This window comes from Streptomyces sp. NPDC047982 (assembly GCF_043204165.1).
In the GTDB taxonomy this organism is placed as follows: Bacteria; Actinomycetota; Actinomycetes; order Streptomycetales; family Streptomycetaceae; genus Streptomyces.
On sequence record NZ_JBIDBS010000006.1, the window covers coordinates 275,873 to 289,715 of the forward strand.

The window sequence follows — 13,843 nt, forward strand, 5'->3', positions numbered from 1 at the left end:
GTCGTGAAACGTCGGGGCACGTGCCGGGGAGCGACGGGAACGCGTGTGCGGCGAGGCCGGGAACAACCCGGTGCCGCCGGTCGTTGAGAGGGCTCTCACCGTCCCCGGGGGAGGACCGGCCACCGGCTCGATACGATGGCCTTTCCGGGAGTCCGGACCCGCACGAGGAGCGCTCTTGCCAGACGAGGCCCAGCCAGTCGCCGCCCCGCAGCCCGACAAGCCCGCGGCGCCCTCAGCCGCGCCCGGGAAGAGGCAGCCCGCGCCGAAGCCGAAGCCCCCGGCCCCCGAGGCCGGCACGGGACCGGAACGGTGTGCTGCCCCGGCACTGCGGCCCGCCTCGCCCGTGCAGCCGGCCGCCCCCGCCTCACCGGCAGCCTCCACGCCGAAACCCCCGGCGAAGCCCGCCGCCAGGCCGGTCGTCCCGGCCGCCCCCGCATCGCGTTCCGCAGGCTCCTCCAACAGGGTGCGGGCCAGGCTCGCGCGCCTCGGGGTTCAGCGCTCCAGCCCGTACAACCCGGTGCTCGAACCACTGCTGCGCATCGTCCGGGGGAACGACCCCAAGATCGAGACCGCCACGCTCCGCCAGATCGAGCGCGCGTACCAGGTCGCCGAGCGCTGGCACAGGGGCCAGAAGCGCAAGAGCGGCGACCCGTACATCACCCACCCGCTCGCCGTCACCACGATCCTCGCCGAGCTGGGCATGGACCCGGCGACGCTGATGGCAGGGCTGCTGCACGACACGGTCGAGGACACCGAGTACGGCCTGGAGACCCTGCGCCAGGACTTCGGCGACCAGGTCGCCCTGCTCGTCGACGGCGTCACCAAGCTGGACAAGGTCAAGTTCGGCGAGGCCGCGCAGGCCGAGACCGTGCGCAAGATGGTCGTCGCCATGGCCAAGGACCCCCGGGTCCTCGTCATCAAGCTCGCCGACCGGCTCCACAACATGCGCACCATGCGCTACCTCAAGCGGGAGAAGCAGGAGAAGAAGGCCCGCGAGACGCTGGAGATCTACGCCCCCCTGGCCCACCGCCTGGGCATGAACACCATCAAGTGGGAGCTGGAGGATCTCGCCTTCGCGATCCTCTACCCCAAGATGTACGACGAGATCGTCCGCCTGGTCGCCGAGCGGGCTCCCAAGCGCGACGAATACCTCGCCGTCGTGACCGACGAGGTCCAGGCCGATCTGCGTGCCGCCCGGATCAAGGCCACCGTCACCGGACGGCCGAAGCACTACTACAGCGTCTACCAGAAGATGATCGTGCGGGGCCGGGACTTCGCCGAGATCTACGACCTGGTGGGCATCCGGGTCCTCGTCGACACCGTCCGCGACTGCTACGCGGCGCTCGGCACCGTCCACGCGCGATGGAATCCGGTCCCCGGCCGGTTCAAGGACTACATCGCGATGCCCAAGTTCAACATGTACCAGTCGCTGCACACCACGGTGATCGGTCCCAGCGGCAAGCCCGTCGAACTCCAGATCCGTACGTTCGACATGCACCGGCGCGCCGAGTACGGCATCGCGGCGCACTGGAAGTACAAGCAGGAGGCCGTCGCGGGCGCGTCCAAGGTGCGCACCGACGTCCCGAAGAGCACCGGCAAGGGCGCACGGCAGGACACCGTCAACGACATGGCGTGGCTGCGGCAGCTCCTGGACTGGCAGAAGGAGACCGAGGACCCCGGCGAGTTCCTGGAGTCGCTGCGCTTCGATCTCTCCCGCAACGAGGTCTTCGTCTTCACGCCCAAGGGCGACGTCATAGCGCTCCCCGCGGGCGCGACCCCCGTCGACTTCGCGTACGCGGTGCACACGGAGGTCGGCCACCGGACCATAGGGGCGCGGGTCAACGGGCGGCTCGTACCGCTCGAATCGACCCTCGACAACGGCGACCTGGTGGAGGTCTTCACCTCCAAGGCGGCCGGCGCCGGCCCCTCGCGGGACTGGCTGGGCTTCGTCAAGTCGCCCCGCGCCCGCAACAAGATCCGCGCCTGGTTCTCCAAGGAGCGCCGCGACGAGGCGATCGAGCAGGGCAAGGACGCCATCGCGCGCGCCATGCGCAAGCAGAACCTGCCGATCCAGCGCATCCTGACCGGCGACTCCCTGGTCACCCTCGCGCACGAGATGCGCTACCCCGACATCTCGTCCCTGTACGCCGCGATCGGCGAGGGCCACGTGGCCGCGGCCGGGGTCGTGCAGAAGCTGGTCCAGGCGCTCGGCGGCGAGGATGCCGCCAACGAGGACATCGCCGAGAGCGCGCCGCCCTCGCGCGGCCGCGGCAAGCGCCGCTCCAACGCCGACCCGGGGGTCGTTGTCAAGGGCGTCGAGGACGTCTGGGTCAAACTGGCGCGCTGCTGCACGCCCGTCCCCGGCGACCCGATCATCGGGTTCGTCACCCGCGGCAGCGGCGTCTCCGTGCACCGTGCCGACTGCGTCAACGTCGACTCGTTGTCGCAGCAGCCGGAACGCATCCTGGACGTCGAGTGGGCGCCGACCCAGTCCTCGGTCTTCCTGGTCGCCATCCAGGTCGAGGCACTGGACCGCTCCCGGCTGCTGTCGGACGTCACCCGTGTCCTGTCCGACCAGCACGTCAACATCCTGTCGGCGGCCGTGCAGACCTCCAGGGACCGGGTGGCCACCTCGCGCTTCACCTTCGAGATGGGCGACCCCAAGCACCTCGGACACGTGCTCAAGGCGGTGCGCGGAGTGGAGGGCGTCTACGACGTCTACCGGGTGACCTCGGCACGCAGGCCCTGACGGCGGCCCCGACCCGACCGCCGGACCACCGCACGGCGACTGACAGTCCGTACGCACGACGGCCGAGGCCCCCGCACGCGTCCCGAAGGGCGCGTGCGGGGGCCTCGGCCGAGGCGGGGATCAGCCGCCGAACTCCTCCAGCCCCTTCAGCGCCTGGTCCAGCAGCGCCTGACGGCCTTCGAGCTCCTTGGCGAGCTTGTCGGCGCGGGCGTTGTTCCCCGACGCGCGGGCGGTGTCGATCTGGGCGCGCAGCTTGTCGACGGCGGCCTGCAGCTGACCGGTCAGACCCTCGGCACGCGCACGTGCCTCCGGGTTCGTCCGGCGCCATTCCGCCTCCTCGGCCTCCTGGAGCGCCCGCTCCACCGCGTGCATCCGCCCCTCGACCTTCGGGCGGGCGTCGCGCGGCACATGACCGACGGCCTCCCAGCGCTCGTTGATGCCGCGGAACGCGGCGCGGGCGGCCTTCAGGTCCTTCACCGGCACCAGCTTCTCGGCCTCGGCCGCGAGCTCCTCCTTCAGCTTGAGGTTCTCGCCCTGCTCCGCGTCCCGCTCGGCGAAGACCTCGCTGCGGGCGGCGAAGAAGACGTCCTGGGCACCGCGGAAGCGGTTCCACAGGTCGTCCTCGGCCTCGCGCTGGGCGCGGCCCGCCGCCTTCCACTCCGTCATCAGATCGCGGTAACGGGCGGCCGTGGCCCCCCAGTCCGTGGAACCCGAGAGCGCCTCGGCCTCCGCGACCAGCTTCTCCTTCGCCTTGCGGGCCTCCTCGCGCTGGGCGTCCAGCGAGGCGAAGTGGGCCTTGCGGCGCTTGGAGAACGCCGAGCGGGCGTGCGAGAAGCGGTGCCACAGCTCGTCGTCGGACTTGCGGTCGAGCCGCGGCAGGCCCTTCCATGTGTCGACGAGCGCGCGCAGCCGCTCGCCCGCGGAGCGCCACTGCTCGCTCCGCGCCAGCTCCTCCGCCTCGGCGACCAGGGCCTCCTTGGCCTGCCTCGCCTCGTCGGACTGACGCGCCTTCTGGGCCTTGCGCTCCTCGCGCCGCGCCTCGACCGTCGCCACCAGGGCGTCGAGCCGCTTGCGCAGCGCGTCGAGGTCGCCGACGGCGTGATGCTCGTCCACCTGCAGACGCAGATGCTCGATGGCGGTCGTCGCGTCCTTCGCCGACAGGTCGGTGGTCTTCACCCGACGTTCGAGGAGGCCGATCTCGACCACCATGCCCTCGTACTTGCGCTCGAAGTAGGCCAGAGCCTCCTCGGGGGAACCCGCCTGCCACGATCCGACGACCTTCTCGCCATCGGCCGTACGCACGTACACGGTGCCCGTCTCATCGACGCGGCCCCACGGGTCGCTGCTCACAGCGCCTCCTCCACCTGATGCCCGCGAGAGGGTTCACCCCCCTGGCATCGTCCACAGTTTCCTCGGGCGGGCAGCGCCCGCCCTGCACAACGCCAATCTAGGCGACCGGCCGCCCGGCTGTCCGCACTCGGCGGGGCCGAAAATAATCCGCTCCCGCCGCGGGGGGGGCCGCCCCCCCCCCCCGGGGGGGGGGCCCCCCCCCCCGGGGGGGGGGCCCCCGGGGGGCGGGGGGGGGCGCGGGGGGGGGGCCCCCCGGCCCCCCCCCCCCCCCCGCCCCCCCCCCCCCGCACCACCCCCCCCCCCCCCCCCGCCCCCCCCCCCCCCCCCCCCCCCCCCCCCCCCCCCCCCCCGCCTCACGACTTGTCGACAGCGGCCTTCGAGATGTCCACGGCCTTCTTCGGCGCACCGTCGCCGCCCGCGCCACCGGCCACGCCCGCCGAGCCGACCTTCTCCACGGTCTTCAGCGAGGCGGCGTCCATGGTGCCGAACGGCGTGTAGGTCGGCGGCAGCTTGCTGTCCTTGTACACCAGGAAGAACTGGCTGCCTCCGGTGTGCGGCTGCCCGGTGTTCGCCATCGCCACCGTGCCCGCCGGGTAGGTCACCGTGCCGTCCGCGCCCGCCTTGCCCAGCGCCGTCAGGTTCTCGTCCGGGATCGTGTAGCCGGGGCCGCCCGTGCCGTCGCCCTTGGGGTCCCCGCACTGCAGCACGAAGATGCCCTGCGTGGTCAGCCGGTGGCACTTCGTGCCGTCGAAGAATCCCTTGTCGGCGAGCGCCTTGAACGAGTTCGTGGTGTGCGGGGTCTTCGCCGCCTCCATGGTGAACGCGATGTCGCCCGCGCTGGTCTTCAGCGACATCGCGTACTTCGCCTTCTTGTCGATCGCCATCGCGGGCTCGGGCTCGGCGTTCTCGCTCGTCGACGGCGAGGGGGAGGCGCTCGTCGCCGCGTCGCTCTTGTCCTTGCCGTCGTCGCCGCCGACGGCGAGATAGGTGCCCACCCCGGCGACCGCCGCCACGGCCACGGCCGCCGAGACGGCGATCGTCAGCCGCTTCGACCTGCGGCGGGCCTCCTCCCGGCGCCGCTGCTGCCGCTCGAACTTCTCCCTGGCGAGCTGCCGCCGCCGCTGATCGTTGCTGACCACCGGGTGATCTCCTTGTAGGTCGTTTGTGGGGCCTGGGTTGCCCGTACCGTATATGGGTTACCTGTGTGATGAGGAGCGCCGGTAGGCTCTGAACTGCCGCGACCTTCTCAGTCGCAATCCGCCGTCGGACGACCAGTAAGGACGATCGTGCTCATTGCCGGGTTCCCCGCAGGGGCCTGGGGGACCAACTGCTACCTGGTCGCCCCGGCCGCAGGCGAGGAGTGCGTGATCATCGATCCGGGCCACCAGGCTGCGGCCGGGGTCGAGGAGGCGCTGAAGAAGCATCGGCTGAAGCCCGTCGCCGTCGTCCTGACCCATGGGCACATCGATCACGTCGCCTCGGTCGTCCCGGTGTGCGGCGCGCACGACATCCCCGCCTGGATCCACCCCGAGGACCGGTACATGATGAGCGACCCGGAGAAGGCCCTCGGCCGCTCCATCGGCATGCCGCTCATGGGCGAGCTGACGGTGGGGGAGCCGGACGACGTCAAGGAGCTGAGCGACGGCCTCCCGCTGAAGCTGGCCGGTCTGGAGTTCCACGTCGCGCACGCGCCCGGCCATACCAAGGGGTCGGTGACGTATCGGATGCCCGAGGCCGCGGACATTCCGCAGATCCTCTTCTCGGGCGACCTGATCTTCGCCGGCTCCGTCGGACGCACCGACCTGCCCGGTGGCGACCACGCCGAGCTGCTCGAGTCGCTGGCCCGTGTGTGCCTGCCGCTCGACGACTCGACCGTGGTGCTGTCGGGCCACGGCCCCCAGACGACCATCGGCCGCGAGCGCGCCACGAACCCGTATCTGCACGGGATGGACGCGCCCCGACGAGGAATGTGACGAGAGTAAAGACCGTGAGCACCTTCAAGGCCCCCAAGGGCACGTACGACCTGACCCCGCCCGACTCCGCGAAGTTCCTCGCCGTGCGCGAGGCGATCGCCGCCCCCCTGAAGAACTCCGGCTACGGATACATCGAGACGCCCGGCTTCGAGGACGTCGCCCTCTTCTCGCGCGGAGTCGGTGAGTCCACCGACATCGTGACCAAGGAGATGTACACCCTCACGACCAAGGGCGGCTCCCAGCTGGCGCTGCGTCCCGAGGGCACCGCCTCCGTGCTGCGCGCCGCGCTGGAGGCCAACCTCCACAAGCTGGGCAATCTGCCCGTGAAGCTGTGGTATTCCGGCTCGTACTACCGCTACGAGCGCCCGCAGAAGGGCCGCTACAGGCACTTCTCCCAGGTGGGCGCCGAAGCGATCGGCGCGGAGGACCCGGCGCTGGATGCCGAGCTGATCATCCTGGCCGACCAGGCGTACCGCACACTGGGCCTGCGGAACTTCCGCGTCCTGCTCAACTCGCTGGGCGACCGGGAGTGCCGCCCCGTCTACCGGGACGCGCTCCAGGGCTTCCTGCGCGGGCTCGACCTGGACGAGGACACCCGCCGCCGCATCGAGATCAACCCGCTGAGGGTCCTCGACGACAAGCGGCCGGAGGTCCAGAAGCAGCTGGTCGGCGTGCCGGTGCTGCGCGACTACCTGTGCGACGCCTGCAAGGCGTACCACGAGGAGGTCCGCGACCTGCTCTCCGCGGCAGGGGTGGCGTACGAGGACGACGAGAAGCTCGTCCGCGGACTCGACTACTACACCCGCACCACGTTCGAGTTCGTCCACGACGGACTCGGTTCGCAGTCCGCGGTGGGGGGCGGCGGGCGCTACGACGGCCTGTCCGAGATGATCGGCGGCCCGGCGCTGCCGTCGGTCGGCTGGGCGCTCGGGGTGGACCGCACGGTGCTCGCCCTGGAGGCCGAGGGTATCGAGCTCGAACTCCCCGCGACCACCAGCGTCTTCGCGGTGCCGCTGGGCGAGGAGGCACGGCGGGTCCTCTTCGGGATCGTCACGCAGCTGCGCCGCGAGGGCGTCGCGGCGGACTTCGCCTACGGGAACCGCGGCCTCAAGGGCGCCATGAAGAGCGCGAACCGGTCGGGGGCGCGGTTCACGATCGTCGCGGGCGAACGCGATCTGGCCGAGGGCGTCGCCCAGCTCAAGGACATGGAGTCCGGCGAGCAGACGGCGGTTGCGCTGTCGGACGTGGCCGAAGCCGTGCGCGAGCGCCTGGCCTGAGGATTGTCCCGGCAGTGTCCGCCCGTCACGGACCCTGCCGGTCACGGCGTCGACGTCCTGTCCGGATCCAGCCGGATAGGACGTCAATTCTATGAGCGGGAATTCACCCTGTGGGGCGATTCCTGTCGCGTATGCCGATTGACCGGATTCGTTCCGGCCATGGCTGGCGCGCGCGTCCCGTCGCGGCCAGGCGTCGGCGTGGACCGGTTCCCGGACCGGCCACGGGAACCGTCCCGGCCGCTCCTCCCTGCGGGTCCGCTCCGGAGGATCCGCAGGTCGGGGTGGTCGGTCCGGTGCGGTGCACCGGCGGGCGGCTCGCCTGTGCCCCACCCGCCGCGGCGGTCCCGGCGGCCCGCCGACCCCGATGTCCCACACCCGCTCCCAGCGGAATCCGGCAGACGTGTTTATGTCCATCGGACAGAAGGGCGGCAGAGGGGTACGGCACAATGACCGTGCCCAGCAGGCCACTCACTGACGGAAACGGCGATATGACGACTGCAGCGGTTGACGGCCCCTCCTGCGACCAGAGCGAGAAGGGGGTGGAGAGGTCCTTCGGCGCCGGCCGGGCGTTCGCGCTGCTGCTGGTGATCACGGGCGCCGCCGGACTCTTCGCGGCCTGGATCATCACGATCGACAAGTTCAAGCTGCTGGAGGACCCGAACTTCACGCCGGGGTGCAGCCTCAACCCGGTCGTCGCCTGCGGCAACATCATGACGAGCGAGCAGGCGTCCGCCTTCGGCTTCCCGAACCCGATGCTCGGCCTGGCCACGTACCCGGTGATCATCGGCATCGGTCTGGCCCTGCTCTCGGGCTCCCGCTTCCGCAGCTGGTACTGGCTCGGGATGAACGCCGGAACGCTGTTCGGCGTCGGCTTCTGCACCTGGCTCATGTACCAGTCGCTGTACAACATCAACTCGCTCTGCCTGTGGTGCTGCCTGGCCTGGGTCGCCACCATCGTCATGTTCTGCTACGTCACCAAGCACAACATCGAGCACCGGATCATCCCCGCGCCGAACTGGCTGCGCAACGGACTGATGGAGTTCCACTGGGTGCCGCCGGCCCTGTGGATCGGCATCATCGGCATGCTGGTCCTGACCCGCTGGTGGGACTTCTGGACGAGCTGACCCCCGGCCCGTTCCGCCGGACCCTGCCGTGCGACCGGCCCGGCAGGGGTGTCGGTGCCGTGGAATAGGCTTCAAGACGTGGAGCCCGACCTCTTTACCGCAGCCGCCGAAGACCGCCAGGAGAACGACCCGTCCAGCAGCCCGCTCGCTGTCCGGATGCGCCCCCGCACTCTCGACGAGGTCGTCGGGCAGCAGCATCTGCTCAAGCCGGGCTCGCCGTTGCGCCGTCTCGTCGGCGAGCGCAACGGCGGCCCGGCGGGCCCGTCGTCCGTGCTCCTGTGGGGCCCGCCCGGCATCGGGAAGACGACGCTGGCCTACGTGGTCAGCAAGGCCACCAACAAGCGCTTCGTCGAACTCTCCGCGATCACCGCGGGCGTCAAGGAGGTGCGGGCCGTCATCGACGGTGCCCGCCGCGCCATCGGAGGCTACGGCAAGGAGACCGTCCTCTTCCTCGACGAGATCCACCGCTTCTCCAAGGCCCAGCAGGACTCGTTGCTCCCCGCTGTGGAGAACCGCTGGGTGACCCTGATCGCCGCGACCACGGAGAACCCCTACTTCTCCGTCATCTCACCGCTCCTGTCGCGCTCGCTGCTCCTCACCCTGGAACCGCTCACGGACGACGATCTACGCGGTCTGCTCCGCCGCGCCCTGACCGACGCGCGCGGACTCGGCGGCGCGGTGACGTTGCCGGACGACGCCGAGGCACATCTGCTCCGCGTCGCGGGCGGCGACGCCCGCCGCGCGCTCACCGCGCTGGAGGCGGCGGCCGGCGCGGCCCTGGACAAGCAGGAGAAGGAGATCACCCTGCGGACGCTGGAGGAGACCGTCGACCGCGCCGCCGTCACCTACGACCGGGACGGCGACCAGCATTACGACGTGGCGAGCGCGCTCATCAAGTCCATCCGCGGCTCCGACGTCGACGCCGCGCTGCACTATCTGGCCCGGATGATCGAGGCGGGGGAGGACCCCCGGTTCATCGCCCGGCGGCTGATGATCTCGGCCAGCGAGGACATCGGCCTCGCCGACCCCACGGCGCTGCCCACCGCCGTCGCGGCGGCGCAGGCGGTCGCCATGATCGGATTCCCGGAGGCGGCGCTCACCCTGAGCCACGCCACGATCGCCCTGGCCCTGGCGCCCAAGTCCAACGCGGCGACCCTCGCGATCTTCGCCGCGCAGGAGGACGTGCGGGGGGGCCTCGCGGGCCCCGTCCCGGCCCACCTGCGCGACGGCCACTACAAGGGAGCCGCCGAGCTGGGCCACGCCCAGGGGTATGTGTACCCGCACGACGTCCCCGGCGGCATCGCCGCCCAGCAGTATGCCCCGGACTCCGTCCGCGACCGGCGGTACTACCGACCGACGCGCTACGGCGCGGAGGCGCGTTACGCGGATGTCGTGCAGCGGGTGCGCGAGCGGCTCGGCCGCCCCGGTTCCGACGACGAGGCAGCGCCGTCCGGCGACTGAGCGCGGCGTGCGAGGGACGGGGTGTGCGCCTGTGTATCCGGTTGAAGGAGCGTGCGCGCGGCGCGTGGCCCCGGTCCGGCGTGTCAGCGGTGGGAGCGCAGCCGTTCCGCACGCGCCGCCGCCTCGAAGAGCGTGCGCATGGCGTGCCGCAGCTCGACGACGTCGCGCACCGGCTCGGGAAATTCGAAGCGCGCGTCGAAACACCGCTCGCGGTCCTCGCACACGCGTACCCGCAATCCGTACCGGTCCAGCGCCAGCGGCACGACGGAGGGCCGGTGCGCCGCACAGCGCCGGGCCGTCCGACCGCCCAGCAACGAGCACAGCGTGCCCAACTGCTCCCCGTGGGCCGCGTGCAGATGCTGGAGCAGCTCCGTCTCGTGGCCGGCGAGCGGATCGGGCTCCGCGTCCCGGAAGGCGTCGGGCTCGACCGCTTCGGCCCCCCACAGGTCGTCGACGTACGCCTCGCCCGTCTCCAGCCGCAGCGTCGTCCGGCCGGGGCCCGACAGCCCGGGCACGGTGGTGAGCCACCCCGAGACCCGGGCGCGGGCCCGGACGCGGTGCGGCACGGAGACCGGGGCGACATCCGTGATCTCCAGCACCGCGGCCAGCTCGTCGTCCTCGGCGCGCGCCGCGGCCCGTACGGCGGGGGAGGCGGCGGGCAGTTCGAGGAACAGGTCGCCGTCGGGTCCCACGCTCCTGGCGGACGGCACCAGCTCGTCCCAGCCGGCCGTGCGCAGCCCGGGCACGAGCAGTACCGCCGAGCAGGTATTCTGTACGAGAGTTCGTGTGCGCTCGGCTGCTGACGGCATCCGAGTGATTTCAAGCCCGCCGGGACGCGGCTGACCACGATCTGATCGGTCCTCCGTCATATCGGCACCCCGAGAGGTGTCGAGATTGTCAGTGCTGTCCGTGATGTGACTGGTGTTCCCCGGGCGAGACATGCGATCTCCTCAAATAAGGTGAGCCTAACCTAACCTACGATGGAGGTCTGGAGAACGTGCCTAACCAGTCGCGTCCCAAGGTCAAGAAGAGCCGCGCGCTCGGCATCGCGCTGACGCCCAAGGCTGTCAAGTACTTCGAGGCCCGCCCCTACCCGCCGGGCGAGCACGGCCGTGGCCGCAAGCAGAACTCGGACTACAAGGTCCGTCTTCTGGAGAAGCAGCGTCTGCGTGCCCAGTACGACATCAGCGAGCGGCAGATGGTGCGTGCCTACGACCGCGCCAAGAAGGCCGAGGGCAAGACGGGCGAGGCGCTCGTCGTCGAGCTGGAGCGCCGTCTCGACGCCCTGGTGCTGCGTTCGGGCCTCGCCCGCACCATCTACCAGGCCCGTCAGATGGTCGTGCACGGTCACATCGAGGTCGACGGCCGCAAGGTCGACAAGCCGTCCTTCCGTGTCCGCCCCGACAACGTCGTGACGGTCCGCGAGCGCAGCCGCGACAAGCACCCCTTCCAGGTGGCCCGCGAGGGTGGCTACGCCACCGACGGCGAGACCCCGCGCTACCTGCAGGTGAACCTGAAGGCCCTGGCCTTCCGCCTCGACCGGGACCCGAACCGCAAGGAAATCCCCGTGATCTGCGACGAGCAGCTCGTCGTCGAGTACTACGCCCGCTGATCCAGGCGTAGCCACTCACGGTTCGTGCTCGGGCCCGCCCGCCCCCGATGCCGGGGACGGTGCGGGCCCGAGTGCTTTCCCGGGGCCGAGCACCGGTTCGCGAGGACGGCAGGGCTCCCGGGGTCCGTCGGCGGTCCCGTCCGCCAGCACCCTCGCCACCATCGCGTCCGGATCCAGCGCGCCGCCCGCGCGCAGCCCCGTCTCGTACGGGCCGTCGCCCAGCGCCTGCCGCGCCAGCTCCTCGCACCGGGCCCGCGAATGCCCGAAGTACACCGAACCGAACAGGGGCGGTCCCACCGACACCCAGAGCCGGTCGGCGCCGCCCTGGAGCAGCGCGGCCTCCTCCGCGTCGCCGTCGACCGCCGTGACCAGGGCCAGCAGTTCCAGGACGAGCGCCGAGACCAGCACGTCCTGGAAGGTGTGCCCGATCGTCAGGGCCTCCTTGAGCAGCTCCCGGGACCGGCCCGGACGGCCCTCCTCCAGCGCGGTGAAGGCCAGGACGTACAGGGCGTACGAGAGGGCCCATTGCTCCCCGTGGTCCTCGCAGACCTCCCTGACCTCCTCGCAGATCGCCGCCGCGCCCTCGACGTCCCCGTGGAACCCGACCGCCATCGCCAGCTCGATCCGCGCCATCAGCACGTTGCTGTTCAGTTCGCCGAGCTCCCGGTAGCGGCCGAGGGCCTCGGTCAGCAGCTCCCGCGCCCTGACCATGTCGTCCGTGACCAGGGCGAGGCACCCCATTCGGTGCACCGCGTACGCCAGCGCCGTGGCGTCGTCGGCCCGGTCGGCCTCCTCCCGGCACTCGTGGAGCGCGGCGATCGCGCCGACCGGGTCGCCCTGCACCACGGCAACGTGCCCGAGCACCCACAGTGCCTTCAGCCGCGAGAAGTCGTACGGCGTCTCCTCCTCCAGTACGTGGTCCAGCCAGCGCCTGCCCTCCGAGAGGCGCCCGCAGCCCACCCAGAGGAACCAGAGGGTGCCCGCCAGGTACTGCGCGAGGTGGGCCTCGCCCGGGATCTCCAGCGAATACTCCATCGCCTGTCGCAGATTCGGCAGTTCGCTCTCCGCCCGGGCGGCCACCTGACTCTGCCGGGGACCGAACCAGTCCAGCTCGCACCAGGTCGCGAGCCCCAGGAACCAGTCGCGGTGGCGGCGGAGCAGCCGGTCCGTGTCGCCCGTGGCCGCCAGCCACTCGGCACCGTACGCGCGCATCGTGTCCAGCATCCGGTACCGACTGCCGGCCGCGGCTTCCTCGCGCACCACGATCGACTGCGCCAGCAGCCCGGAAAGCGCGTCGAGCACCGCGTCGGCCGGCAGGCCGGTGCCTCCGCAGATGTATTCGACCGCCTCCAGGTCGAACTGCCCGGCGAACACCGAGAGCCTCGCCCACAGCAGACGCTGCTGCGGGGTGCAGAGCTCGTGGCTCCAGCCGATGGCCGTACGCAGCGTCCGGTGGCGTGGCAGCGCGCTGCGGCTGGAGCCGGTCAGCAGCCGGAACCGGTCGTCCAGGCGTTGCAGCACCTGCTCGGCGGACAGGACGCGCAGCCGTGCGGCGGCGAGTTCCAGGGCGAGTGGGATCCCGTCCAGACGGCGGCACAGTTCGCCTGCGGTCGCCCGGTTCCCGTCGGTGAGCCGGAAGTCCGGCCGCACCGCGGCGGCGCGCTCCGCGAAGAGCCGTATCGCGTCCTCGTCCGTCATCGGCGCGAGCGGGAAGACATGCTCGCCGTCCACGTCCAGCGGGAGCCGTCCGGCGGCCAGCACCCGCAGCCGCGGATGCCGCCGCAGCAGTGCGCCCACGAGACCGGCGCAGGCGTCCACGAGGTGCTCGAAGCCGTCGACCACCAGGAGGAGCCGACGCCCGGCGAGATGGGCGTGCAGGATCGTGCGGGGCGGCCTGCCGGTGTGGTCGCTGAGGCCCAGTGCGTCGACCACGGCGTGGTCCAGCAGTTCGGGATCCTGGACTGCGGAGAGCTCCACCATCCGGACCTCGCTGCAGTACCGTTTCTCCAGTTGTGTGCCCTTCCGTCGTGTCGCGATCTTGAGGACGCAGCGGGTCTTGCCCACCCCGCCCACGCCGACCACGGTGACGAGCCGGGCCCGGTCCATCAGGCGGCCGAGGGAGGCCAGTTCGTCCTCCCGCCCCACGAATCCGCTGAGTTCCGCCGGGAGGTCGCCGGTGGTGGGGGCGCTCGGGCTGTGGGGAAGCCCGAGGGGGCGGTGAGGGCGTCGCATGAAACACGCACAGTACTTGCCCGGGTGCTCTCCGTACAATCACCTGATGGGATCGCATACTTGTC

10 protein-coding genes are annotated in these 13,843 nt (G+C 71.3%); 6 read left to right on the top strand and 4 right to left on the bottom strand.

Annotated features, from left to right (window positions below):
* The first annotated feature begins 175 nt into the window (after positions 1-175).
* The gene (locus tag ACGF2V_RS10420; protein ID WP_362625884.1) at positions 176-2,749 is read left to right on the top strand and encodes a RelA/SpoT family protein; all 2,574 of its coding nucleotides are present in this window, start codon (positions 176-178) and stop codon (positions 2,747-2,749) included.
* A 120-nt stretch (positions 2,750-2,869) separates the two neighbouring features.
* Here the strand turns inward: ACGF2V_RS10420 and ACGF2V_RS10425 are convergent, their stop codons facing one another.
* A complete protein-coding gene (locus ACGF2V_RS10425; RefSeq protein ID WP_362625881.1) occupies positions 2,870-4,099 on the bottom strand; it encodes a DUF349 domain-containing protein in 1,230 nt (409 codons plus the stop codon).
* Between the two features lie 353 nt (positions 4,100-4,452).
* Complete coding sequence (locus ACGF2V_RS10430; RefSeq protein ID WP_362629547.1) at positions 4,453-5,238, bottom strand: peptidylprolyl isomerase; 786 nt, start codon at positions 5,236-5,238, stop codon at positions 4,453-4,455.
* A 147-nt stretch (positions 5,239-5,385) separates the two neighbouring features.
* On the opposite strand from ACGF2V_RS10430, the gene ACGF2V_RS10435 reads away from it, so the two are divergent.
* The 4 genes from ACGF2V_RS10435 (at position 5,386) to ACGF2V_RS10450 (ending at position 9,934) form a co-directional block, all read left to right on the top strand.
* Positions 5,386-6,072 (top strand): MBL fold metallo-hydrolase, encoded by a 687-nt coding sequence (locus ACGF2V_RS10435; protein WP_362629550.1) that lies wholly within the window; start codon positions 5,386-5,388, stop codon positions 6,070-6,072.
* Between the two features lie 14 nt (positions 6,073-6,086).
* Positions 6,087-7,349, top strand: a complete 1,263-nt coding sequence (hisS, locus tag ACGF2V_RS10440) for a histidine--tRNA ligase (protein ID WP_362629553.1) — start codon at positions 6,087-6,089, stop codon at positions 7,347-7,349.
* Between the two features lie 488 nt (positions 7,350-7,837).
* A complete protein-coding gene (locus ACGF2V_RS10445; protein WP_362629555.1) occupies positions 7,838-8,473 on the top strand; it encodes a vitamin K epoxide reductase family protein in 636 nt (211 codons plus the stop codon).
* Between the two features lie 78 nt (positions 8,474-8,551).
* Complete coding sequence (locus ACGF2V_RS10450; RefSeq protein ID WP_362629558.1) at positions 8,552-9,934, top strand: replication-associated recombination protein A; 1,383 nt, start codon at positions 8,552-8,554, stop codon at positions 9,932-9,934.
* An 83-nt stretch (positions 9,935-10,017) separates the two neighbouring features.
* Here the strand turns inward: ACGF2V_RS10450 and ACGF2V_RS10455 are convergent, their stop codons facing one another.
* Positions 10,018-10,743: a DUF2470 domain-containing protein gene (locus ACGF2V_RS10455; RefSeq protein ID WP_362629561.1), complete on the bottom strand. Its 726-nt coding sequence runs from the start codon at positions 10,741-10,743 to the stop codon at positions 10,018-10,020.
* 188 nt (positions 10,744-10,931) lie between these two features.
* On the opposite strand from ACGF2V_RS10455, the gene rpsD reads away from it, so the two are divergent.
* A complete protein-coding gene (gene rpsD / locus ACGF2V_RS10460) occupies positions 10,932-11,546 on the top strand; it encodes a 30S ribosomal protein S4 (RefSeq protein ID WP_362629564.1) in 615 nt (204 codons plus the stop codon).
* Positions 11,547-11,561: 15 nt separating this feature from the next.
* On the opposite strand, the gene ACGF2V_RS10465 is transcribed toward rpsD, so the two are convergent.
* A complete protein-coding gene (locus ACGF2V_RS10465; RefSeq protein WP_362629567.1) occupies positions 11,562-13,778 on the bottom strand; it encodes a regulator in 2,217 nt (738 codons plus the stop codon).
* Positions 13,779-13,843 lie beyond the last annotated feature (65 nt).

Excerpts from the sequence above, each read along its gene's own strand:
- ACGF2V_RS10445 (WP_362629555.1), top strand. The coding sequence starts at position 7,838 with ATGACGACTGCAGCGGTTGACGGCCCCTCCTGCGACCAGAGCGAGAAG.
- ACGF2V_RS10465 (WP_362629567.1), bottom strand. The coding sequence starts at position 13,778 with ATGCGACGCCCTCACCGCCCCCTCGGGCTTCCCCACAGCCCGAGCGCC.
- ACGF2V_RS10455 (WP_362629561.1), bottom strand. The coding sequence starts at position 10,743 with ATGCCGTCAGCAGCCGAGCGCACACGAACTCTCGTACAGAATACCTGC.